The following is a 22,259-nucleotide window of genomic DNA, read 5'->3' as shown; positions in this document are numbered from 1 at the left end:
AGCGGGCGCTGTCCGCAACCGTCCAGCATCCTGCTTAAGCTGATTCCTTTTCGTTATTTATCTGACGATACTTAGATCCTTTAGCTTGGCCTCCGACAGGCATCGAGTCGATGCCGAGGGCGCGCTCCGGCGTGCCTGCCGACAAGGAGGCCTTCATGAATTTGCTGTTCAAATCCCTGGCGCTGGCTGCAGGCCTGGCAACGCTCGCGGTGCAGGCGACCGCTGCCGATCTGGTGGTCGGCTACCAGACCGGTGTCGATCCCTCCAAGGTCGCCCAGGCCGATGGCCGCTACGATCAGGCGATTGGCCAGAAGATCGACTGGCGCCGTTTCAACAGCGGTCCCGAGGTCGTCGCCGCGCTGGCGTCGGGTGACGTGCAGATCGGCAATCTCGGCTCCAGCCCGCTGGCGGCGGCCACCTCCCGCAAGCTGCCGCTGGTGACCTTCCTCGTCTCCGCGCAAATCGATTCCGCCGAAGCCCTGGTCGTACGCGATGGCAGCGGGATCGACAGACCCGAGCAACTGGTCGGCAAGACCATCGCCACGCCCTTCGTCTCCACCTCCCACTACAGCCTGCTGGGAGCCCTCAAGCACTGGGGCGTGGATCCCACCAAGGTCAAGATCGTCAACCTCAATCCCACCGAGACCGCTGCTGCCTGGCGCCGCGGTGATATCGATGGCGCCTTCGTCTGGTCACCCGCGCTGGGCGAGATCAAGAAGAACGGCAAGGTGCTCGCCGATGCCGCCCAGGTGGGCAGCTGGGGTGCGCCGACCTTCGAGGTCTGGGTGGCGCGCAAGGACTTCGCCGAAAAGCATCCCGAGGTCATCGCCCAGTACGCCAAGGTCACCTTGCAGGCCTTCGCCGACTACCAGGCCCATGGCAAGGCATGGGAGGCGCAGTCCGAGCAGGCCAGGAAGATCGCTCGCCTGACCGGCGCCGATGCCGCGGACATCCCCGAATTACTGGCCGGCTCACGTTATCCGGATGCCCAGGCGCAACTCGGGCCCGATCTGCTCGGTGGCGGCACGGCCAAGGCCATCGCCCGCACCGCCGAATTCCTCAAGGAACAGAAGCGCATTCCCACGGTGCTGGACGACTACTCGCCCTATGTCAGCGCCGAATACGTCCGCAAGGCCCAATAGCGATCCCCTTCACGCCACGATTCGCCCCTCTCCGGAGGGGCTTTTTTTCCCAGCCGACAGGAGCCGGTCATGAGTCGACTCACCCTGGAACAGGCCAGCCTCGGATTCGTCCGCCGTGGCCGTCGTCAACCGATCCTGCAGCGTCTCGACCTCGCGGTGGAGAAGGGCGCCTCCCTGGTCGTCCTGGGTCCGTCCGGCTGTGGCAAATCCAGCCTGCTCAACGTGCTCGCCGGTTTTCAATCGCTGGATGAAGGGCGCGTGCAGCTCGATGGCCGGACCCTGGCAGGGCCGGGCGGCGAACGCGGCGTGGTGTTCCAGGACGACGCCCTGATGCCCTGGCTCAATGCGCTCGACAACGTCGCCCTGGGCCTGCGCCTGCGCGGGCTGGGTCGTGCCGAGCGCGAGGCCAGGGCCCGCGAGATGCTCGAGCTGGTGGGGCTACCGCAGCATGCCGAGCACGCCATCGGCGAACTCTCGGGTGGCCAGCGCCAACGCCTGGGCCTGGCCCGCGCTTTGGCGGTGGATCCGGATTTCCTGCTGCTCGACGAACCCTTTGGCGCCCTCGACGCCCTGACCCGGGAACGCATGCAGGTGCTGCTGCTGGACGTATGGAAGCGCACCGGCAAGGGTCTGTTCCTCATCACCCACAGCGTCGACGAGGCGCTGTTTCTGGCGACCGAGCTGCTGGTGCTGGACGGACCGCCCGCGCGCATCGTCCGCCGTCTGGAGGTGCCTTTCGCCCGCCGCTATCTGGCGGGGGAGCCCGTCCGCGCGATCAAGGCCGATCCCCTTTTCACCGAGCTGCGCCAGGAGTTGCTCGACCTCTTTCTGCAGGAGTCTCCCGATCATGTCCTCTGACACCCTGACAACCTCCCTGCGCGATACCCGGGAACGCCGTCGACTGCACCTGGACCGCCGCCGAGTGGCAGCGCTGGGCACCCTGGCAGGCGTGGCGACGCTCTGGTGGAGCGCGACCCATCTGGGTTGGGTGGATACCCTGTTCCTGCCGTCGCCCGAACAACTGCTGGTCGCTCTGCAGGGACTGCTCGCCGACGGCTATCTGGATGCCAGCCTCTGGCAGCACCTGGGCACCAGCCTGCTGCGGGTGCTGGCGGCGCTACTGGCGGCCGTGCTGACCGCGGTACCCCTGGGCATCGCCATGGGCCTCAACCCGACCCTGAACGCCGCGCTGGACCCCCTGGTGGAGTTCTATCGGCCGATTCCACCGCTGGCCTACCTGCCGCTGATGGTGATCTGGTTCGGCATCGGCGAGCTGTCCAAGGTGCTGCTGATCTATCTGGCGTTGTTCGCGCCCTTGCTGATCGCCACCGTGGGTGGGGTGCGCCGGGTCGATCCGGCGCGACGCCAGGCAGTGCGCTGCCTGGGCGCCTCGCGAGGGCAGGTGGTGCGGCACGTCATCCTGCCCAGTGCCTTGCCCGACATCCTCACCGGCCTGCGGATCGCCCTGGGGGTGGGCTGGTCGACCCTGGTGGCCGCTGAGTTGATCGCGGCCAATCGGGGCCTGGGCTTCATGGTGCAATCGGCCGCCCAGTTCATGGCCACCGACGTGGTGGTGGTGGGCATCCTGCTGATCGCCAGCATCGCCCTGTCCATCGAACTGGGCCTGCGCGCCCTGCAGCGGCGCTATGCCGGCTGGCAGTAGGGAGACGTCCATGCCCCTTACCTTCGAACGTCTGAGCCCCGCCCTCGGGGCACGCGTCCATGGCCTGGATCTGCGCGAGCCCCTGGACGCCGCCAGCCACACGGCACTCCACTAGGGGCTGCTGGAGCATCAGGTGCTGTTTCTGCGTGACCAGTTGCTGACGCCACGCCAGCAACGGGACGTGGCGGCTCATTTCGGCGATCTGCACATCCACCCGATCTATCCCAAGCATCCCGAGCAGCCGGAAATCCTGGTACTGGATACCGAGTTGAACGACCTGAGGGACAACGCGCTCTGGCATACGGATGTGACCTTCATCCAGACGCCGCCGCTGGGGTCGCTGCTCAGCGCCCGCCAGGTGCCTGCCTATGGCGGCGATACCCTCTGGGCGAGCAATTCCGCGGCCTATGCGGCGCTGTCCGCACCGCTTCGCGGGCTGCTCGACGGTCTCAGTGCCTGGCACGACCTGAGCAAATCCTTTCCGCTGGAGCGCTTCGGCCAGACGCCGGAAGGCTTGCAGCGTTTCAATGCGGCACGCGCGGCCAACCCGCCGGTGCGTCATCCGGTGGTGAGGGTGCACCCGGAGACCGGGGTCAAGGGGCTGTTCGTCAGCGCCGGCTTCACCACCCGGATCGTCGAGCTGGCAGAAGCCGAGAGCGAGGCGCTGCTGCAATTGCTGTTCGCCCATGCCGCCCGACCTGAATTCCAGGTGCGCTGGCAGTGGCAGGCGGGCGATCTGGCCTTCTGGGACAACCGCATCACCCAGCACTACGCCTGTGACGACTATCGTCCGCAGCGGCGCGTGATGCACCGGGCGACCATCCTGGGTGACCGTCCCCGCGGGCCGGGCGAGCAGGGATGATGGCCTGTCCGCAGCAGGGATAGGCCGGCGTCCCGGCGGAAGATCAGTTGCCCAGGACGTCGATCAGCCCGAATACGAAGAACAGCACGATGCACACGGCCGCCACCGCGACCGGGATGAAGCGCGGATCCTTGATGGCCTTCCACATGGCCTGACGATTGCTGCGAGACCTTTCCATGACACCGCTCCAGGGGGTAAGGCCGGCGAGCTTAAAGCATCGCCGGGGGCGGCGGCCAGCCGGGCAGGGCGGCTCTCGTCGGGGTTTGCGGCCGGTTCGGCGGCCTAGGCGACGCCGATCTTCCACTGCGGCGGCGGCGGGGTGCCGTTGACCGCGAAGTCGCCGACGATTCGATCCTTGTAGATGCGCGGATTGTGGGAGGCGAGGGTGCGGGCATTGCGCCAGAAGCGATCCAGCCCCTGGGGTCTCAGCGTGGCCGAGGCGCCCAGGGCGTCGAACAGGCGTCCGGAGGCCTCGATGATCAGGTCCGTCACCACATTGAGCGATTGGCAGACTTCCAGTTCGGCCAGCGCCACCGCGCGATCCTCGGCGGCCTGGTCGTCCGTCTGCCTGAGGGCATGCACCCGCTGCAAGGCCTCGGCGTTCTTCAGGGCAATCACCCCGGCGCAGTAGGCCGCGCTGCGTACCTGGCCTACCACGGCCAGCACCTGGGGATCCTGGCTGACACGGTCGGCGTTGCCGATGGTGAAGGTGCGGGTGCGAGCGGCGACCGCGGCCGCTACCTCGCTGCTCATGGCCCGTCCCAGGCCCGCCAGGTTGGCGAGGTGAAAGACCTGAAAGAAGCCGGGCGAATAGCGGAAGCGCTCGCCCACCGCCACCACGTCCGCAGGCTCTACCCGTACATTGCTGAAGGTCGCCGTGCCGCTGGCGGTCAGGGTCTGGCCGAAGCCATTCCAGTCATCGACCACCTCGACGCCGGGGGCGTCGCGGCGGACGGTGACCATGACGCGGGTGCCGGCCTCGTTGGTGGCGCCCACGTCGATCCAGTCGGCATAGAGCGAACCGGTGGTATAGAACTTGGTACCGGATAGCAGCAGGGTGTCGCCCTCACGGCGTACGCGGGTGCTGAACTCGGCGCGCCGGGCATCGCCGACTTCGCTGGACGCCGGACCTATTGTCTCGCCGGCAGCGATGCGCGCGAACCAGCGGCTGCGGCGCGCCGGGTCGTCGCTGTTGAGCAGGCCCTCGACAAAGCCCATGTGGCCGCGCAGGGCCTGGACCAGATTGGAATCCGCCTCGCCCAGTTCGATGAGCAGGGCGAACAGTTCCGGCAGGGTGACGCCTGCGCCGCCGTGCTCGACCGGCAGCCGCAGGGCGGTGAAGCCCGCCGCCTTCAGCCAGTCCAGCTCTTCGACCGGCAGCCGCCGCTGCACCTCGCGTTCGATGGCGCCCGCGCGGATGCGCTGGAACAGCGGCTGAAAGCGCGCGGAGAGGTCGGCATGGCGCGCGGAAGGGCCGGCGCCCCAGCCTGCGGAAATGATGCTCATGGGAATGGAGATCCTTCTAATGCTGTCGGGAGAGATTCGGTACGGGCGAGACCGAGACGGGCCATCTCGGCCTGGGCGGCGCGGGTGCGGCCGATCAGGGCGATGGCCGCCAGCAGACGGCGGCCCAAGGTTTTCAGGACCGCTACCGGCGCTGCGGGACGGTATCGGGTGGACGGAGCCCATTCGTCTTGCTGCCTGCCCGCCGGCCTCGCATGAGTCCTTATCGGGGAAGTGGGTGCAGGTTCACCCGTACGGAGCATCTTGCTGGATAAAAACATGGCGGACTTTGACAAGTGCAGAGTTGGCTCAAGTCTAGAAGGCACTTCGAGCCATTGGCCAGTTTTCAAAAGTGCTAAGGATATGTCTCGAATTATTCCTTGCCAGAAGTGTTGTTCCCGCAACAGTTGGGTCTTGGTGTGGATAATTTTTATAAGCTTATGATTTTATTGGTCGCTTGAATGATCGTTAGATGGGCTGCGGAATTATCGCGGCAAGACGTTGAATATCGAGCCATTGCATGGCTGAAGTCAGCGGACAACCACTTGTTCATGAAGTAATGCCTTAACGATATTACACTTCGGGATGCTCTTTTTCTAAGGTCGGCTTTGATTTCTGGCTATCAGGGCCCTGTGGTGACTGTCTATCTCGATACGCGGCATCGCCGCCTGGTCAAATTGCTCCTGCATACGTTCACCGCCCGCAGCGAATGGCCTACCTGGGGGCTGGTCGCAGGGGTCTACGCAAGCTGGCTCCTGCTCGTCCTGGCCTGGCCGCTGCTTGGCTACTGGACCCTGCCACCGCTGATTCTGGTCGTCGTGCTGCACCAGTCGCTGCAGCACGAGTTGATCCACGGTCATCCCACGCGCTGGCCCAGGGTTAATGCCCTGCTGGCCTATCCACCCCTCGGCCTCTGGTTTCCCTTTCCGCTCTATCGGGACAGCCATCTGGCGCACCATCGGCGCGAGAACCTCACCGACCCGGACCTCGATCCCGAGAGCCGCTATGTGGATGGCGAGGTCTGGGAGCGAAGAGGGCAGGCCGGACGGGCGTTGCTCTGGCTGGACAAGACCTTGCTCGGCCGTGTCCTGGTGGGACCGGTGCTGTCGCTGCACGGCATGCTGGAGTTCGAAGTGCGCCGCTGCCGGCGTGGCGAGCGGGGCGTGCAGGGTGTCTGGCTGATCCACCTGACACTCTGCACAGGGCTGCTCCTGGCGATCCATGGGCTGTCTGGCATGCCCCTGGCGGTCTATGTGCTGGGGGTGGCCTGGCCGGCGCTGGCCCTAGCGCTGATCAGGTCCTTCTACGAACACCGCCCGGCGCTGGATCCGGCGCAAAGGTGCGTGCTCAACGAGAGCGGCGGGGCGCTGCGCTGGCTGTTTCTCAACAATACCCTGCACCTGGTCCACCACGATCTGCCGGGCTTGCCCTGGTATCTGATTCCGCGGGTCTACCGCGCCAGGCGCAGTGCCTATCAGGCGCGCAGCGGAGGCTTCGTGTTTTCCGGCTATCGCGAGCTGGGTCGACGTTTCGCCTGGCGAGCCGTGGATGCACCCAGGCATCCCGGTGCTGACGCAAGGCCTCCCAACCATCTCCCGGCCGGTCAGCCTTCATTGATATCTGCCTGCCGCTAAATAATACCACCCCTATGTATTGGATCGCTTTGGGAGTGATTCTCCCTGCCTGGGTAATCAAGGCGAAACCAAGCCAGATCGTTGCGATGCCGGGCCGTTCAGAAGGGCCGATGGAGCAGGGCTGCCAATTCGGACCCCAGCCGCAGTCTGGGAAGCCTGACGGCGCCTGAGGTAGGGCGCGCGCTCACGGATGTCTTGAGACGTCAGGATCCTCTGCGGAATCCTGCAGGAGCCTGACTAGGGCGCGGACGCTTTCCGGGAGTGCCTCCAGATCCCTGACCAGAATGTTTCGCTCGCGAACCGCCCAGGGTTCCTCGATCCTCACCGTCCGAATCGCCATGCTTCGGCCATGATGCCGAGCGGCGGATTCGGGCAGGATGCCGATGCCCACCTTGGCTTCGACCATGCGGCACACGGCCTCGAAGCTGGAGAGCTGGATACGCAGATTCAGAGTGGCACCGAGACGTTCCACCTGATCCCGCAGGAAATTCAGCAGGCTGGTGCCCTCGCGCAGACAGATGTGCTGATAGTCCAGGGTCTCCCGCAAGGTGACCTGGGGCTGGCTGGCCAGGGGATGCCCGGTGGGCACGACCAGCGTCAGGCGATCCATGCTGTAGGGCAGGATCTGCAGATTGCTCGCTTCGATCAGTCCGGCGGTGATGCCCAGATCCGCTGCCCCGTCGATCACCCCCCTGACGATGTCACGATTGAGGCGCTCCTGTAGATCCACCGTCACGCCCGGGCGATCCGCGAGATAGACGGCGAGCAATCCGGGGAGGAACTCGGTGACCGCGGTCGTGTTGGCGAAGATGCGGATATGGCCGGTGGCATCACTGCGGTACTCGGTGAATTCGCCTTTGAGAAAGTCGACCTGGCGCATGATGAGACGGGCATGCTGCAGCAGGCGCTGGCCCGCTGGCGTGAGCTCGACGCCACGACTGTCACGGTAGAGCAGGCGAATGCCGAACTGGCTTTCGAGGGCCTTCACTCGCGCGCTGGCGGCGGCCGGCGACAGGGCCGCGCGGCGTGCGCCCTGGGTCAGGCTGGGCGACTCGGCGATATGGATGAAAAGCCGCAGGTCAGCCAGGTCGAAATGCATGCTCGCGTGCTCCGTGCGTTTTTTGGCGTTCAGCCTAGCCGAATGCCGGCTTACGCAAATGTAAATTCACAGAACGAAACAACTCCCCGCAAGCTGGCGATGAGCCTATCGATGGGAGTCAAGCATGAACGCGACGCCAGCCACTGCCTGGGTGGGAAGAACCCTCGAAACAGAGGATTTTCTGGGGCAACGCCAGGTAGCGCGCATCGCCCACACCTTCGATGAACCGCCATTGGCGGCGGGCGAGGCGCTGCCGCCGCTCTGGCACTGGGCCTTCTTTGACAACCCGGTGGCAGGGGCCCAGCTCGGGCCCGATGGGCATGCGGCGCGCGGTACCTTCCTGCCGCCGGCGGAAGGGCGTAATCGCATGTGGGCAGGCGGGCGCCTGGACTTTCTCGGCGAGCTGCACGTTGGCGAGCGGGCGCGCTGCGTCTCGACGCTGCTGCGCGTCGAGGAGAAGGCGGGCCGTAGCGGCAGCCTGCTGTTCGTGACCGTGGAGCACCGTTATTTCCAACAGGACGAACTGGTGCTGCGCGAAGAGCAGGACCTGGTCTATCGCGAGCCCGGTGCGCCCAAGGCCGGCAGCGGCGAAGCCATCGCGCTCGGCAGCTGGGCGGAGTCGGTGGTACCCGAACCGACGTTGTTGTTCCGCTATTCGGCGGTGACCTTCAACGGTCATCGCATCCACTACGACTGGCCCTACGCGACCCAGCAGGAGGGCTATGCCGGTCTGGTCGTCCATGGCCCGCTCATCGCGACCCTGTCGCTGCGCAGCTTCCGTCGCGCTCATCCGACCGCGCGGATACGGCAGTTCAGCTATCGCGGCGTTCGTCCGCTGATCGCGCCCGCTCCCTTCACGCTCAGTGGTCAGGTCATCGCGCCCGGCGAGGCGGAGCTGTGGGCTGGAAATGGCGACGGTGCAGCCCAGGTGGCTCAGCTGCGATTCGAGTGACAGCGGTGCCCCTATAACGACAAGAGAGAAACTCCCATGCTGGACGAACGACAAGAAGAATTCGCCGCCATTCGCGACGGCGTCCGTGGCCTTTGCGCCGGCTTCCCGGCCGAGTACTGGCGCCACATTGATGAGCAGAAGGGCTTTCCCCAGGACTTCGTCCAGGCGATGACCGAGGCGGGCTGGCTGTCCGCCATGATTCCGGAAGTCTATGGCGGCTCGGGGCTGGGCCTGGCCGAGGCCTCCATCATTCTGGAGGAGGTGAATCGCTGCGGCGGCAATTCCGGGACCATCCATGGGCAGATGTACAACATGTTCACCCTGCTGCGAAACGGCAGCGACGAGCAGAAGAGCGCCTATCTGCCACGGCTGGCCAGCGGTGAGCTGCGCCTCCAGTCCATGGGCGTCACCGAGCCCACCACCGGCACCGATACCACCAAGATCAAGACCACGGCAGTGCGCAGGGGCGATCGCTATGTGATCAATGGGCAGAAGGTGTGGATCTCCCGGGTGCAGCATTCCGATCTGATGATCCTGCTGGCGCGGACCACGCCGCTGGAAGCCGTCCAGCGCAAGTCCGAGGGGATGTCGATCTTTCTGGTGGATCTGCGCGAGGCCATCGGCAAGGGGCTGACCGTTCGGCCCATCCCCAACATGGTCAATCACGAAACCAACGAGCTGTTCTTCGACGAGCTGGAAATTCCTGCCAGCAACCTCATCGGGGAGGAGGGCAAGGGGTTTCGCTACATCCTCGACGGTCTCAATGCCGAACGCACCCTGATCGCCGCGGAATGCATCGGTGATGGCCGTTGGTTCGTCGACAAGGCCCGTCACTATGCCCGCGACCGGGTGGTGTTCGGTCGCCCCATCGGGCAGAACCAGGGCGTGCAGTTTCCCATCGCCGAGGCCCATATCGAAATCGAAGCCGCGGATCTGATGCGCTGGCACGCCTGCGACCTGTACGACCGCGGCGAAAACGCCGGCGCGGCGGCCAACATGGCCAAGTACCTGGCGGCCAAGGCCAGCTGGGAGGCGGCCAACGCCTGTCTGCAGACGCACGGAGGCTTCGGCTTCGCCACCGAGTACGACGTCGAGCGCAAGTTTCGCGAGACGCGCCTGTACCAGGTCGCCCCGATCTCCACCAACCTCATTCTTTCCTACGTGGCCGAGCACCTGCTCGAACTGCCACGCTCCTTCTAGGGCGACCGCCATGACCCATACCGAACGTCTGGCGGCCTTTCTCGGCGAGCTGGCCTATGCGGATCTGCCGGCCAGCGTCGTGACGCGGACCGAAGAGCTGTTTCTCGACTGGCTGGGCTCCGCGCTGGCCAGCGATGGCAGCCATCCCATACCGCTGTTCCATGCCTATGCGCAGAGCATGGGTCCCACCGAGGGGCGTGCCCGGGTACTGGTCGCGCCCTACGGCACCTCAGCCTACTTCGCCGCGCTGGTCAATGGCGCCGCCTCTCATCTGGTGGAGCAGGATGATCTGCACAACAGCTCGGTGCTGCATCCGGCCACGGTGGTCTTTTCCGCCGCACTGGCCGCGGCCCAGGACCTGGGAAAGAGCGGACAGGAGTTGATCCTCGCGGCGGTTGCCGGCTATGAGGCGGGTATCCGCATCGGAGAATTCCTCGGGCGCTCGCACTATCGGATCTTCCATACCACGGCCACCGTGGGCACCCTGGCCGCGGCGGTGGCGGTGGGCAAGCTGCTGGACTTCGACCGGGAGCAGTTCATCCAGGTGCTCGGCAACGCGGGCACCCAGGCGGCAGGGCTCTGGGAGTTCCTGCGCGACGCGGCGGATTCCAAGCAGCTGCATACCGCCAAGGCGGCGGCGGATGGGCTGCTGGCGGCTTATCTCACAGCGCAGGGGTTGACCGGTGCGCGCAACATCCTGGAGGGCGAGCAGGGCCTGGCCGCCGGTCTCTCCACTGACGCCGACGCCCGCCGGTTGAGCGATCGCCTGGGGCAGCGCTGGGCCTTGCTGGAAACCTCCTTCAAGTTCCATGCGTCCTGCCGCCATACCCACCCTGCGGCCGATGCCCTGTTGGACCTGATGCAGCGCGAACGCCTGGCGCCCGACGACATCGCCCAGGTGACGGCGCGGGTCCACCAGGGCGCCCTGGACGTGCTCGGTCGCGTCGAGGTGCCGCGTACCGTGCACCAGGCGAAGTTTTCCATGGGCACGGTACTGGGGTTGATCGCCGTCCACGGCCAGGCGCAACTGGGTGATTTCGCGACTGCCGCGCTGAACGATCCCGCGGTCGCGGCCTTCCGCGCACGCGTCGGCATGCGGCTGGACCCCGAGGTCGACGCCGCCTATCCCCAGCGTTGGCTGGGCAGGGTCGAGGTGACGACCCGCCAGGGCGCTGTTCTGCAGGGACGGATCGACGAGCCCAAGGGCGATCCCGGCAATACCCTCGACAGGGCTGAACTGGAAGACAAATTCCGCCGGCTGGTCGCTTTCGCCGGCAAGCGCACGCCCGCCGATGCCGAGGCCCTCATCAGCCAGGCCTGGCGGCTGCGCGAGTGCGTGGATCTCTACTGCTTCACCTGACCTGGAGTGAACCAAGATGGCTGTCGAAAAACCTCGTCCTCTGGATGGCATCACGGTCGTGAGTCTCGAACATGCGATCGCGGCGCCGTTCTGCTCCCGGCAACTGGCCGACCTGGGCGCCCGCGTCATCAAGATCGAGCGGCCGGGCAGTGGCGATTTCGCCCGCGGCTACGACGAGCGTGTCGCCGGACTCGCCTCCCACTTCGTCTGGACCAATCGCTCCAAGGAGAGCGTGGCCCTGGATCTCAAACAGGACGACGCCCTCGCCGTGCTGGACGGGCTGCTCGCCAAGGCGGACGTCCTCTTGCAGAACCTGGCGCCGGGCGCGGCCAGTCGGCTGGGGCTGGATTTCGACGTCCTGCACGCGCGCTTTCCTCGGCTGATCGTCTGCGACGTGTCCGGCTATGGCGGCGGTGGCAGCTATGAACGCAAGAAAGCCTACGACCTGTTGATTCAGAGCGAGGCGGGTTTTCTCTCGGTGACGGGGGGACCTGACGATGACCAGCTGGCCAAGGCAGGCTGCTCCATCGCCGACATCGCGGCCGGCATGTATGCCTACAGTGGCATCCTGTCGGCGCTGCTGTTGCGGGAGCGGACGGGGGAGGGCAGTCGCGTCGAGGTCAGCATGCTGGAGAGCCTGGTGGAGTGGATGGGCTATCCGCTGTATTACGCCTATGCCGGCATGCCGCCGCCCGCACGCGCCGGCGCCGCCCATTCCACCATCTACCCCTACGGGCCCTTTCCCGCGGGCGATGGCGGCACGGTGATGCTGGGCCTGCAGAACGAGCGGGAGTGGCAGCTCTTCTGCGAGCAGGTGCTGTTGCAACCGGAGCTGGCCACGGATCCGCGATTTTCCGCCAACTTCAAACGCTCGGCGAATCGCGGCGCGCTGCGCGACCTGATCGTCGAAGCGTTCGCCCAGCTCGAGACCGCAGAGGTCATCGCCCGTCTGGAGCGGGCGCAGATCGCCAATGCCCAGGTGAATGACATGGCGGCGGTCTGGGCGCATCCCCAGCTGCGCGAGCGCGATCGCTGGCGTGAGGTGGGCAGCCCGGCCGGTCCCTTGCCCGTCCTGTTGCCACCGGCGAGCAACAGTGCCTTCGAGCCGCGGATGGATCCGATTCCCGCGCTGGGCGAGCACACCGAAGCGGTGTTGCAGGAGCTGGGGTATGACCCCGTAGCCCTGGCCGCGGCGCCCCAGCGAGGTGCGTCATGATCCCCGGCGCCGACACGCTTCCCGCCGATCCTCGCTCCGCCCTGTTCGTCCCGGCGACGCGCCCGGAGCGAATCGGCAAGGCCCTGGCGAGTGGTGCCGATGTGGTGATCGTGGACCTGGAGGATGCGGTCGCCGAAGCCGCCAAGACAGCTGCACGTGACGCCCTCGAACAGGCACTGCTCGCCGCGCCTGACTTCCGGGTCTGGATCCGCATCAATGCCGCCGCCCACCCGGCGCATGGCGACGACCTGGCGCTGTGCCAACGCCTGGGGCAGGTGCGCGGAATCGTCCTGCCCAAGGCGGAAAGCGCCGCCCAGGTCGAGCGCGTCCATGGCCAGACGGGCTTGCCCGTCTGGCCGATCATCGAGAGCGCCCGGGGTCTGGATCGACTCAAGGAGATCGCCGGGGCTGCCGGGGTGGAGCGCCTGGTGCTCGGTGGCCTGGATCTGGGCCTGGATCTTGGCTTGGAAAGCGGTACCGCGGCAGCGGAACGGCTGCTGGACCAGGCACGCTTTCGACTCCTGCTGGAAGGCCGACTGGCCGGGTTGCCCGCACCCCTGGACAGCGTTTTTCCGGCCATCGATGACCTGACCGGGCTGGCGGCGGCCACCGCCAGTGCCCGTGACCAGGGTTTCGCCGGGCTGTTGTGCATTCATCCCCGCCAGGTCGCCGTGGTGCATGGCGCCCTGGCGCCGACGGCCACGGAAATCGACTGGGCGCAGCGGGTGATCGCAGCGAGTCAGGACGAGCAGGGGGTCTTCGTCGTCGACGGAAAGATGATCGATGCGCCCGTGATAGGGCGCGCGCGCCGTCTGCTCGGACGCCTGGAAAAGGCGGCTCCCGTGTTAGGCGGAGCTGAAGGCCCTGTTGGGCAATGCTGAATTCCGCCCCGTGGAGGGGGCGCGTTTAATAACCCGACCTGATTACAAAAACAAGATGAGGTGTCGCCATGCCCACGTTTCCGTTCAAGACGCTGTTCTGTGCCGCCGTGTTTTCCTTCGCCGGTTCGCTGTACGCGGCGGATGAAGCGCCCATCACCATCAAGTTCGCCCATGTGGTCGCCGAGCACACGCCAAAGGGGCAGGGGGCCGTGCTGTTCAAGAAGCTGGCGGAAGAGCGCCTGCCCGGCCGGGTGAAGGTGGAGGTGTACCCCAACTCCTCGCTGTTCGGCGACGGCAAGGAGATGGAGGCCCTGCTGCTGGGCGACGTCCAGATGCTCGCCCCCTCGCTGGCCAAATTCGAGCATTACGCCAAGGCGGTGCAGGTCTTCGATCTGCCCTTCCTGTTCGATGACATGGCGGCGGTCGACCGCTTTCAGGCCGGGCCCCAGGGCAAGGCGCTGCTGACCAGCATGGAGGGCAAGGGCATCACCGGTCTGGCCTATTGGCACAACGGCCTCAAGGTCCTCTCGGCCAACAAGCCGCTGCGTGAACCCAGGGATGCCCGCGGTCTGAAGTTCCGGGTCCAGGCCTCCGCCGTCCTCGATGAGCAGTTCAAGGCCTTGCGCGCCGCGCCGCGCAAGATGAGTTTCGCCGAGGTGTATCAGGGCCTGCAGACCGGGGTCGTCAATGGCACGGAAAACACCTGGTCCAACTACTTCAGCCAGAAGATCCATGAGGTCCAGCCCTATTTCACCGAGTCCAACCACGGCCTGATCGACTACATGGTGATCACCAACACCACGTTCTGGCAGGGCTTGCCCGAGGACGTGCGCACCGAGCTCAACAAGGTGATGGGCGAGGTCACCCTGGAGGTGAACCGTCAGGCCAAGGCACTCAATGACGAGGCTCGCGGCGCCATCGCCAAAGCCGGCACCAGCGAGATCATCGAACTGACTCCCGCGCAACGCGAGGAGTGGCGCAAGGCCATGCAGCCGGTCTGGAAGAAGTTCGAAGGAGAGATCGGCAGCGAGGTGATCGAGGCAGCCGTCAACGCCAACAAGGCCAGCTGAAGCTCCGCGAGCGCGTCCTTCTTTCGCCCCCTGTCAGTGCCTGTTGGAGGTTCGTATGTCTGCCGTGACCCGTCTCTGGTGCCGGCTGGAGGAAGCGCTCGTCGCCTTCCTGCTGGCGGTCATGACCCTGATCACCTTCGTCTACGTGGTGGTCAACAACGTATACGCCGTTTTCTATTATCTGGCCGATCGCAGCGCCTTCCTAGAAGAACCCCTGTTGGCCATGGGGGACGGCCTGCTCTTCGTCTCCCAGGAAATGACCTGGAGCATCGCCCTGACCAAGGCGGTGTTCGGCTGGCTGATCTTTATCGGTCTGGCCTGGGGCGTGCGCATCGGCGCTCACCTGGGGGTCGATCTGTTGGTCAAGACCTTTCCACCCGCCTTGCGCAAGGCGGTGGCCTTGCTGGCGGTCGGCATCTGTATCTTCTATTGCGGACTGATGACCTATTCCAGCCAACAATGGGTGGCGGCGCTGATGAACGCCAACATCGGCGCCGAGGATCTCGACCGCTTCGGTCTGCGTCAGTGGCATATCGTCATGATCGTGCCGATCGGCTTCGCCCTGATGCTCATCCGCTTCGTCGAGGTGTTCCTGCGCATTCTGCGCAACGAGCAGAGCGGCTTCGGGGGCCATAGCGAAGCCGAGGATGCCCTCCGACTCGTCGACGGCCAGCACGGCACGGAGCGCCAGCCATGACCATTACCTTCCTGTTCCTGGCGCTGTTCGCCCTCATGTTCATCGGCATTCCTGTGGCCGTTTCCCTGGGGCTTTCCGGTGCCCTCACCATCCTGCTGTTCAGCAACGACTCGGTGCGCTCGCTGGCCATCAAGCTGTTCGAGACCAGCGAGCACTACACCCTGATGGCGATCCCGTTCTTTCTCCTGGCCGGAGCCTTCATGACCACGGGCGGTGTGGCTCATCGGCTGATCGAGTTCGCCAACGCCTGCGTCGGCCATATCCGGGGCGGCTTGGCCATCGCCGCGATCCTGGCCTGCATGCTGTTCGCCGCCCTCTGCGGATCGTCGCCAGCCACCGTGGCCGCGGTGGGCTCCATCGTCATCGCCGGCATGGTCCGTTCGGGCTACAAGCGCGAATTCGCCGCCGGCATCGTCTGCAATGCCGGCACCCTGGGGATCCTCATCCCGCCCTCCATCGTCATGGTGGTCTATGCGACGGCCACCGAATCCTCGGTGGGCAAGCTGTTCATGGCGGGGGTGGTGCCGGGGTTGCTGCTGGGCCTGGTGCTGATGGTGACCATCTACATCATCGCCCGCATCAAGAACATTCCGGCGCTACCGCGAGCTTCCTTCAAGGAGGTGCTGCGGACCGGACGGCGCGCCATCTGGGGCTTGATGCTGATCGTGATCATCCTTGGCGGCATCTATTCCGGCATGTTCACGCCCACGGAAGCGGCGGCGGTCTCGGCGATCTATGCGGCCATCGTCGCGGTCTTCGTGCACAAGGACATGCAGCTGCGGCAGTGCCATCGGGTGCTGATCGACGCGGCCAAGCTGTCCGTGGTGCTGATGTTCATCATCGCCAACGCCATGCTCTTCGCTCATGTTTTGACCACCGAGCAGATTCCCCAGTCGATCACCCGCTGGGTGGTGGACCAGGGCTTCTCGCCGATGGAATTCCTGATCGTGGTGAACATCGTGCTGCTGATCGCGGGCACCTTCATGGAGCCGTCGGCGATCATCCTGATCCTGGCCCCCATCCTGTTCCCGATCGCCGTGCAGCTCGGGATCGATCCGATCCATTTGGGGATCATCATGGTGGTCAACATGGAGATCGGGCTGATCACGCCGCCGACGGGCCTCAATCTGTTCGTCACCTCAGCGGTGACCGGCATGCCGCTCACCACGACCATCCGGGCCGTTTCCCCCTGGCTGCTGGTGATGCTGGCCTTCCTCATCCTGGTGACCTATGTGCCTTATCTGTCCTTGGCCTTGCCGAACTGGTTGGGCATGACCTGAGGTCGGGGAGGGTGACCAAGTGAAGAGTCCGGCAACCGGACTCTTCACCTGGTGGTTGAGGCGGCACCACGCATAGCACGATGGGCCGGAACCGTCCTCGTCGCTACCCGGCCCTGCATCGTTCATCACTCAATACCACCCCTGTGCGGGGTGAACTTCTACCGTTCGACTCCTTTCGCGCGAACACTTGATGGAGACGATGACCGCCCATTGCTGACTCCGCCCTTGGCCCTGGACAGCTCGCCCTGCTAGCGTTCGCCGCTCGATAAGCGAAAAAGAGCAGGGGATAAGATGACCAGCGCGACTCATGACGTCATTGTCCTGGGCCTGGGCGCCATGGGGGCGGCCACGCTCTACCAGCTGGCGAAGCGTGGGGTCCGGGTCGCGGGCATCGATCGCTATGCGCCGCCCCACGACCTGGGCTCCAGCCACGGCGCCACCCGCATCACCCGCCAGGCCGTGGGCGAGGGCGCGGCCTATGTACCGCTGGCGATCCGTTCGCAGCACCTCTGGCGCGAGCTGGAGGCGGAGCGGGGCGTCCGGCTGTTCGAGCAATGCGGGGTGCTGATCATGACCGCCACCGCGACGGCGACCTCCCATCATGGCCGCCCGGATTTCACCCGGGCCACCCTGGAGCTGGCGCGCCAGTACGGGATCCCTCATGAAGCCTGGGACGGCGTCGCCATTCGCCAGCGCTTTCCGCAATTTCGCGTGGCAGACGATGCCCTGGGCTATTTCGAACCAGGCGGCGGTTATCTCTATCCGGAAGCCTGTATCCAGGCGCAACTGGACGGGGCGCGCCAAAGGGGCGCCCAGGTCCATACCGATACCGTCATCGAGCGCCTGGAAGCGGACGAGCAGGGCGTATTGCTGCATTCGGCGCAAGGGCGCTGGCGGGCGAAGCGGGTCATCGTCGCTGCCGGCATGTGGAGCGCTGAATTGCTGGGCGCACCTTTCGACCGGCTGCTGCGCGTCTGTCGGCAGACGCTGCACTGGTTCGAAGTCGCCAGGCCCGGGCTCTTTCCGGCGGATTCACCCAGCTTCATCCTCGCCCATGGCAGTGGTGACAGCGATCTCTTCTACGGCTTTCCTCCCTTGCCAGGCGAAAACGCCGTCAAGGTTGCCACGGAGCAGTACCAGAATAATACCACCCCAATAGGCATTGATCGGTCGATTCACCCGGAAGAATCGAGCAAGCTGTTCAGTGATCAAGTGGGAAGGTGGGTTGGCGGTCTTGCAGACCGGGCGGTGCGCAGCGCGGTCTGCGCCTACACCGTGACACCCGACTTCGGATTCATCGTCGACGAACATCCGGCGCTGCCGGGCGTGACCGTGGTCAGCGCCTGCTCGGGGCATGGTTTCAAGCATTCGGCGGCGCTGGGCGAGGCGCTCGCCCAGCGGGTGACCACCGGGCGCAGCGACATCGATCTCGACAGCTTCAGCCTCGCGCGATTCGGCTAGCGGCTGCGCACCGTCAGGGTGACCAGTCGCGTCACCACCAGGGCGATGTACATGACGCCGGAGAATTGGCCGAGCATCACCAGCGAGCGCGCCATCGGCTTGATCGGATAGATATCGCTCAGGCCGACGCCGGAGAGGATGGCGAAGCTGACATAGAGCAGCTCGGTCCAGGTCCGCGCAGCCAGGGGGTCGTTGGCCGCGGTGAAGCTGTTGGGCTGCAGGATCTGACAGGCCGAGTAGGCGTGGGCGAAGGCCCAGGCCAGCAGGGTGAAGGTCGCACCCACGGCAAAGAGTTCATCGGTGGTCGCGCGCTGGTCTTCCATCATGTAGGCGATGAGACTACCTGCCGCATAGAAGTAGAAGACCGAGTCAAGAATGGCCAGGGATACCACCAGGTGGGGATTGCCGTGCCATTCCACCAGCACCGTGAGCACCAGGATGCAGCCGGCGAGGATGAACCCCAGCCACTGGATGGTCGGACTGCGTCGCACCATGCGCAGGGCGGTGGCCAGGACGATGATGCCGAAGGCGCCGATGATGGCGCGGCCATGCTCTTCCTGTTCCACCAGCGGGTAGAGCAGCAGGCCGAGGAGCTGGATGAACAGCAGGTTGGCGGAAGGATAACGGACCAGGTAGTGCAGGGGACTCTTCATCGCGACTCGGCGAAAGGCTCAGGGGCGGCCAGCGTAGCGGGTGGCGCAGCGCTTCGCCACGGGAGCCTTGCGCTCCCGTGGCCTGCACCTCAGGCCGCCTTGCGGCGGGTGGAGGGCAGCAGGAGGGTGAGGATCCCGAGCAGCGGCATGTAGGAGCACAGCTGGTAGACGTATTCGATGCCGTGGTGGTCCGCGAGGTTGCCCAGGCCCGCGGCGGCGATGGCACTGACGCCGAACATCAGGCCGAAGAAGATGCCGGCGATCATGCCCACGTTGCCCGGGACCAGTTCCTGGGCGTACACCACGATCGCCGAAAAGGCCGAGGCCAGGATGAAGCCGATGATGACGCTGAGCACGCTGGTCCAGAACAGGTCGACGTAGGGAAGGGCGAGGGTGAAGGGCGCCGCGCCCAGAATCGAGAACCAGATGACCGCCTTGCGGCCGATGCGATCGCCGATGGGGCCGCCGAAGAAGGTACCGGCCGCGACCGCACCTAGGAAGAGGAAGAGGTGCAGTTGGGAGCTGGCGACCGAGAGGCCGAAGCGCTCGATGAGATAGAAGGTGAAATAGCTGGTGATGCTGGCCATGTAGATGTACTTGGAGAACACCAGCAGCGCCAGCACGATCAGCGCGAAGGTCACCCGACCGCGCGACAGGCCATGGCTGACCGCGGCGGCCTTGCGCCCCTTGGCGCTGCGCAGGTGATTGCGATACCAGCGCGATAGTCCGTACTGCACGCCGATGGCGAACAGCGCGAAGAGCGCGAACCAGGCGACATGCGTCTGGCCATAGGGAATGACGATGGCGGCGGCCAGCAGGGGGCCGATGGCGGTGCCGGCGTTGCCGCCGACCTGGAAGGTGGATTGCGCCAGGCCGAAGCGACCGCCCGACGCCAGGCGCGCTACCCGCGAGGTTTCCGGGTGGAAGGTCGAGGAGCCGACGCCGATCAGCGCCGAGGCGGCCAGGATCGCGGGAAAGCTGCCGACAAAGGCGAGCAGCAGTACACCAATCAGGGTACAGACCATGCCGGCGGGCAGCAGATAGGGTTTAGGATGGCGGTCGGTATGGAAGCCGATCCAGGGTTGCAGCAGCGAGGCGGTGATCTGGAAGGCCAGGGTGATCAGACCGATCTGGGTAAACGTCAGACCATAACTATCCTTGAGCATGGGATAGATCGAGGGCAGGACGGACTGGATCAGGTCGTTGATCAGGTGTGCCAGAGCACAGGAGGCCAGAATGCCCGCCACCATCGGCGAGGCGCCGGGCAAGGCGGCGGTGGGGGTTTCGCCAGGAATGGCTGGCGTGGCAGAGGAAACGGCCATGCAGGTATTACCCTTATTATTTATGTCCAGCCGCTCACTGTGGCATCCTGTGGTATCGGAATCCAGTGCCAGTTACCGGATGTTTCCGGCAACCGAACTCACGCCAGGCGGCCTTTCGGCTCGCGTTGGGGCACTTGCACCTTCCACTCTTTTCACGTTTTGTAATGGCAGATCCCATGACAGCCAAAGATCCACTGCTCCTTGACCAGCAACTGTGCTTTTCCCTGTATTCGGCTTCGCTGGCGATGACGCAACTCTACAAACCCCTGCTGGAGAGCATGGGCCTGACCTTCCCGCAGTACCTGATCATGCTGGTGCTCTGGGAGCATGACGGCCTCACGCTCAAGGAACTGTCCAATCGACTGCGGCAGGATTCCGGTGCCCTGACCCCCGTGGTCAAGCGCCTGGAAGCGGCCGGGCTGGTCACGCGCCGGCGCAGTGCCGAGGACGAGCGCAACCTGTCGATCGAACTGACGCCAGCGGGTCGCTCGCTGCGTGACCAGGCCAACGGCGTCAACAGCCGGGTGCGGCAGGTCTGCGCGCTGGGCGATGCCGGGCTGGACGATCTGCGCGAGACCCTGGTCATGTTGCGCAACCGCCTGGACGAGGAAGGCAACCCGACGTCCTGAACCAACCCGCCCTGATCGGTTCCCATGGCTACAGTCGCCGGGGAATTCGCATGACCTTCAACTATCAGCCCGACCAGGATTACCTGCTTGTGGATCTCACCAGCGGGCGCACGGCCGGCAAGTTGCTCCAGGGCGAGCTGCATATCGCCGAGAGCTGTCAGGGTGAGGACCCACGGACCTATGCGCGACTGCTCGGCGAGACGCTGCGCAGTACCCTGGGCGACGAGGTCGGACAGCGCGAGGGCGATATCCTTACCCTGCGCCGCACCGGTATCAAGCTGCGCCTGGTCCCTCTGGAAATCGCCTGCGACTAGGCCGGGGCACGGCCGAACAGCGCCCTGAATAGCCAGGCGACCAGGGCCACGTTGATCAGCGCCAGCATGCAGAGCAGGGCCAGCACCGCCTGGGGGCCGTGATGTTCCAGCACATAGCCGCAGAGCAGGGGCGTGGCCGCCTGGCCGAGTAGCGCCGGGCGCGCCATGCGGCCCAGGACGGTGGCGTATTCCGCCGGATTCCAGAGCGCCAGCGGCAGGGCGCCCCGAATGATCGCCCGCAGGCCATTGCCCGCACCGAAGATCACCAGACCCACGACCGTCACCCAGACCAGGCCAGGCCCCAGGGTCACCAGCAGCAGGCCGGCGGCCGTGCAGACCACCGAGGCCAGGGCCGTCCACAGCGGGTGGCCGTTGCGGTTGAGCAGGTCGATGATCCGCGAGGCCACCTGGCTCGGCCCCAGGCAGGTGCTCAGCGCCACCGCACTCGCCAGGCTGTAGCCGAGCCCCTGCAGCAGGGTGATCAGCTGGACGGAAATGGCCGTCATCAGCATCGCGCCCAGGGTGAAGAGTGCCGTGAGCACGCTGTAGAGCGCCCGGTTGACCGGCACGGCCGATGCCGCCTGGCCGGTCCGGGGTGCCTGGGTGACGAGGACCGGCGCGGGCAGGGCGCGGCGATAGAGCGGCCAGATCGTCAGCAACAGGACGGCCGCATAGGCCAGGCAGGCACCGCGCCAGCCGAGGTGACTGACCAGGAAGGCGGCAACGGGCCAGGTGATGGCGGTGCAGAAGCCCGATACCAGGGTGATACCGCTGATGGCCGAACGGGCCTGGGTGCCGTAGCAGGTGCCCAGGGTGGCGAACAGCGCATCGTACAGACCCGCGGCCATGCCGATGCCCATCACCACCCAGGCGAGCAGAAACACCGGCAACTGCTGGGCGCTGGCCATCAGTACCAGCCCGGCCGCCACTCCCATACCACTCAGCGACAGCAAGGTGCGGCCCCCCTGGCGGGCGATCAGGCGGCCGCACGCCGGTGCCAGCAGGCCGGACACCAGCACCCCGAGGGAAAGTCCGCCATAGACCCACTGCCGGGACCAGCCGGTTTCCCGGACCACCGGATCGGCGAGCACCGCCAGAATGAAAAAGGAGCCACCCCAGACGAGGATCTGGGCGATGCCGAGCAACAGGATCTGGAAGGACGAAGCCTTGGCGGTAGGGGTAGTCATGACAGCGGCGGGCAGGTTGGCGGACAGAGGGGCGGACCTTAGCCCCAGTTATCTTTTGCCGCAATCGTCAGATTTATCTGGATGAAGGCATTTTGTAATCAGTCCGACATCTTGCTTGCCTAGGCTCCTGTGCT

General features: G+C 65.5%; 21 protein-coding genes and 1 pseudogene. 16 read left to right on the top strand and 6 right to left on the bottom strand.

Going from position 1 to position 22,259, the window contains the following annotated elements; genetic code table 11:
• The first annotated feature begins 155 nt into the window (after nt 1-155).
• From tauA to tauD, 4 genes and pseudogenes are all read left to right on the top strand, one after another.
• Nucleotides 156-1,142, top strand: a complete 987-nt coding sequence (gene tauA / locus ACZ5R1_RS12495; protein WP_464712343.1) for a taurine ABC transporter substrate-binding protein — start codon at nt 156-158, stop codon at nt 1,140-1,142.
• A gap of 69 nt (nt 1,143-1,211) precedes the next feature.
• A complete protein-coding gene (locus ACZ5R1_RS12490; RefSeq protein ID WP_288436863.1) occupies nt 1,212-2,000 on the top strand; it encodes a taurine ABC transporter ATP-binding protein in 789 nt (262 codons plus the stop codon).
• A complete protein-coding gene (tauC, locus tag ACZ5R1_RS12485) occupies nt 1,990-2,805 on the top strand; it encodes a taurine ABC transporter permease TauC (protein ID WP_077172885.1) in 816 nt (271 codons plus the stop codon). Before ACZ5R1_RS12490 ends, tauC begins: the two co-directional genes overlap by 11 nt.
• Nucleotides 2,806-2,815: 10 nt before the next feature.
• Nucleotides 2,816-3,667, top strand: a pseudogene (gene tauD, locus ACZ5R1_RS12480) (taurine dioxygenase).
• Nucleotides 3,668-3,710: 43 nt separating this feature from the next.
• Here tauD and ACZ5R1_RS12475 read toward each other — a convergent pair.
• Both ACZ5R1_RS12475 and ACZ5R1_RS12470 read right to left on the bottom strand, forming a co-directional pair.
• Entirely contained in the window at nt 3,711-3,845 is a 135-nt protein-coding gene (locus ACZ5R1_RS12475; RefSeq protein WP_255211796.1) for a hypothetical protein, read from the bottom strand.
• Between the two features lie 104 nt (nt 3,846-3,949).
• Nucleotides 3,950-5,173: an acyl-CoA dehydrogenase family protein gene (locus ACZ5R1_RS12470; protein ID WP_464712342.1), complete on the bottom strand. Its 1,224-nt coding sequence runs from the start codon at nt 5,171-5,173 to the stop codon at nt 3,950-3,952.
• A 632-nt stretch (nt 5,174-5,805) separates the two neighbouring features.
• Here ACZ5R1_RS12470 and ACZ5R1_RS12465 point away from each other — a divergent pair.
• The gene (locus ACZ5R1_RS12465) at nt 5,806-6,804 is read left to right on the top strand and encodes a fatty acid desaturase (RefSeq protein WP_288462797.1); all 999 of its coding nucleotides are present in this window, start codon (nt 5,806-5,808) and stop codon (nt 6,802-6,804) included.
• A gap of 184 nt (nt 6,805-6,988) precedes the next feature.
• Here the strand turns inward: ACZ5R1_RS12465 and ACZ5R1_RS12460 are convergent, their stop codons facing one another.
• Nucleotides 6,989-7,903, bottom strand: a complete 915-nt coding sequence (locus tag ACZ5R1_RS12460; protein WP_464712341.1) for a LysR substrate-binding domain-containing protein — start codon at nt 7,901-7,903, stop codon at nt 6,989-6,991.
• 124 nt (nt 7,904-8,027) lie between these two features.
• Here ACZ5R1_RS12460 and ACZ5R1_RS12455 point away from each other — a divergent pair, with 124 nt between their 5' ends.
• The 9 genes from ACZ5R1_RS12455 (at nt 8,028) to solA (ending at nt 18,020) form a co-directional block, all read left to right on the top strand.
• Nucleotides 8,028-8,855: an HTD2 family dehydratase gene (locus ACZ5R1_RS12455; RefSeq protein ID WP_464712340.1), complete on the top strand. Its 828-nt coding sequence runs from the start codon at nt 8,028-8,030 to the stop codon at nt 8,853-8,855.
• Nucleotides 8,856-8,891: 36 nt separating this feature from the next.
• Nucleotides 8,892-10,055: an acyl-CoA dehydrogenase family protein gene (locus tag ACZ5R1_RS12450; RefSeq protein WP_464712339.1), complete on the top strand. Its 1,164-nt coding sequence runs from the start codon at nt 8,892-8,894 to the stop codon at nt 10,053-10,055.
• Nucleotides 10,056-10,065: 10 nt separating this feature from the next.
• Nucleotides 10,066-11,415 carry an MmgE/PrpD family protein gene (locus ACZ5R1_RS12445; protein ID WP_464712338.1) on the top strand — a complete coding sequence of 450 codons (1,350 nt, stop codon included), beginning with the start codon at nt 10,066-10,068 and terminating at the stop codon, nt 11,413-11,415.
• A 16-nt stretch (nt 11,416-11,431) separates the two neighbouring features.
• Nucleotides 11,432-12,631: a CaiB/BaiF CoA transferase family protein gene (locus ACZ5R1_RS12440; protein WP_464712337.1), complete on the top strand. Its 1,200-nt coding sequence runs from the start codon at nt 11,432-11,434 to the stop codon at nt 12,629-12,631.
• Nucleotides 12,628-13,512, top strand: coding sequence for an HpcH/HpaI aldolase/citrate lyase family protein (locus ACZ5R1_RS12435; protein WP_181085513.1), 885 nt, complete (start codon nt 12,628-12,630; stop codon nt 13,510-13,512). The genes ACZ5R1_RS12440 and ACZ5R1_RS12435 overlap by 4 nt, the downstream gene beginning before the upstream one ends.
• Nucleotides 13,513-13,580: 68 nt before the next feature.
• A complete protein-coding gene (locus tag ACZ5R1_RS12430) occupies nt 13,581-14,582 on the top strand; it encodes a TRAP transporter substrate-binding protein (RefSeq protein ID WP_027602393.1) in 1,002 nt (333 codons plus the stop codon).
• A gap of 55 nt (nt 14,583-14,637) precedes the next feature.
• Entirely contained in the window at nt 14,638-15,279 is a 642-nt protein-coding gene (locus ACZ5R1_RS12425) for a TRAP transporter small permease (protein WP_027599253.1), read from the top strand.
• Nucleotides 15,276-16,559 (top strand): C4-dicarboxylate TRAP transporter large permease protein DctM, encoded by a 1,284-nt coding sequence (gene dctM, locus ACZ5R1_RS12420; RefSeq protein WP_027599254.1) that lies wholly within the window; start codon nt 15,276-15,278, stop codon nt 16,557-16,559. Before ACZ5R1_RS12425 ends, dctM begins: the two co-directional genes overlap by 4 nt.
• Nucleotides 16,560-16,850: 291 nt before the next feature.
• Nucleotides 16,851-18,020, top strand: a complete 1,170-nt coding sequence (gene solA, locus ACZ5R1_RS12415; protein WP_464712336.1) for an N-methyl-L-tryptophan oxidase — start codon at nt 16,851-16,853, stop codon at nt 18,018-18,020.
• Here solA and ACZ5R1_RS12410 read toward each other — a convergent pair.
• Nucleotides 18,017-18,673 (bottom strand): ion channel, encoded by a 657-nt coding sequence (locus ACZ5R1_RS12410; protein WP_027602391.1) that lies wholly within the window; start codon nt 18,671-18,673, stop codon nt 18,017-18,019. The genes solA and ACZ5R1_RS12410 overlap by 4 nt on opposite strands.
• 89 nt (nt 18,674-18,762) lie before the next feature.
• On the bottom strand, nt 18,763-19,995 hold the full coding sequence (locus ACZ5R1_RS12405) for an MFS transporter (RefSeq protein ID WP_377708568.1): 1,233 nt from the start codon (nt 19,993-19,995) through the stop codon (nt 18,763-18,765).
• 176 nt (nt 19,996-20,171) lie between these two features.
• Here ACZ5R1_RS12405 and ACZ5R1_RS12400 point away from each other — a divergent pair, with 176 nt between their 5' ends.
• Both ACZ5R1_RS12400 and ACZ5R1_RS12395 read left to right on the top strand, forming a co-directional pair.
• Nucleotides 20,172-20,624, top strand: a complete 453-nt coding sequence (locus tag ACZ5R1_RS12400; protein ID WP_007161805.1) for a MarR family winged helix-turn-helix transcriptional regulator — start codon at nt 20,172-20,174, stop codon at nt 20,622-20,624.
• A gap of 50 nt (nt 20,625-20,674) precedes the next feature.
• Entirely contained in the window at nt 20,675-20,938 is a 264-nt protein-coding gene (locus ACZ5R1_RS12395) for a hypothetical protein (RefSeq protein WP_027599258.1), read from the top strand.
• Here ACZ5R1_RS12395 and ACZ5R1_RS12390 read toward each other — a convergent pair.
• Nucleotides 20,935-22,125 (bottom strand): MFS transporter, encoded by a 1,191-nt coding sequence (locus ACZ5R1_RS12390; protein ID WP_464712335.1) that lies wholly within the window; start codon nt 22,123-22,125, stop codon nt 20,935-20,937. The two genes, ACZ5R1_RS12395 and ACZ5R1_RS12390, sit on opposite strands and share 4 nt — an antisense overlap.
• Nucleotides 22,126-22,259 lie beyond the last annotated feature (134 nt).

The organism is Pseudomonas sp. Pso3, from assembly GCF_055393275.1.
This window is presented reverse-complemented; position numbering and strand designations above follow the sequence as displayed.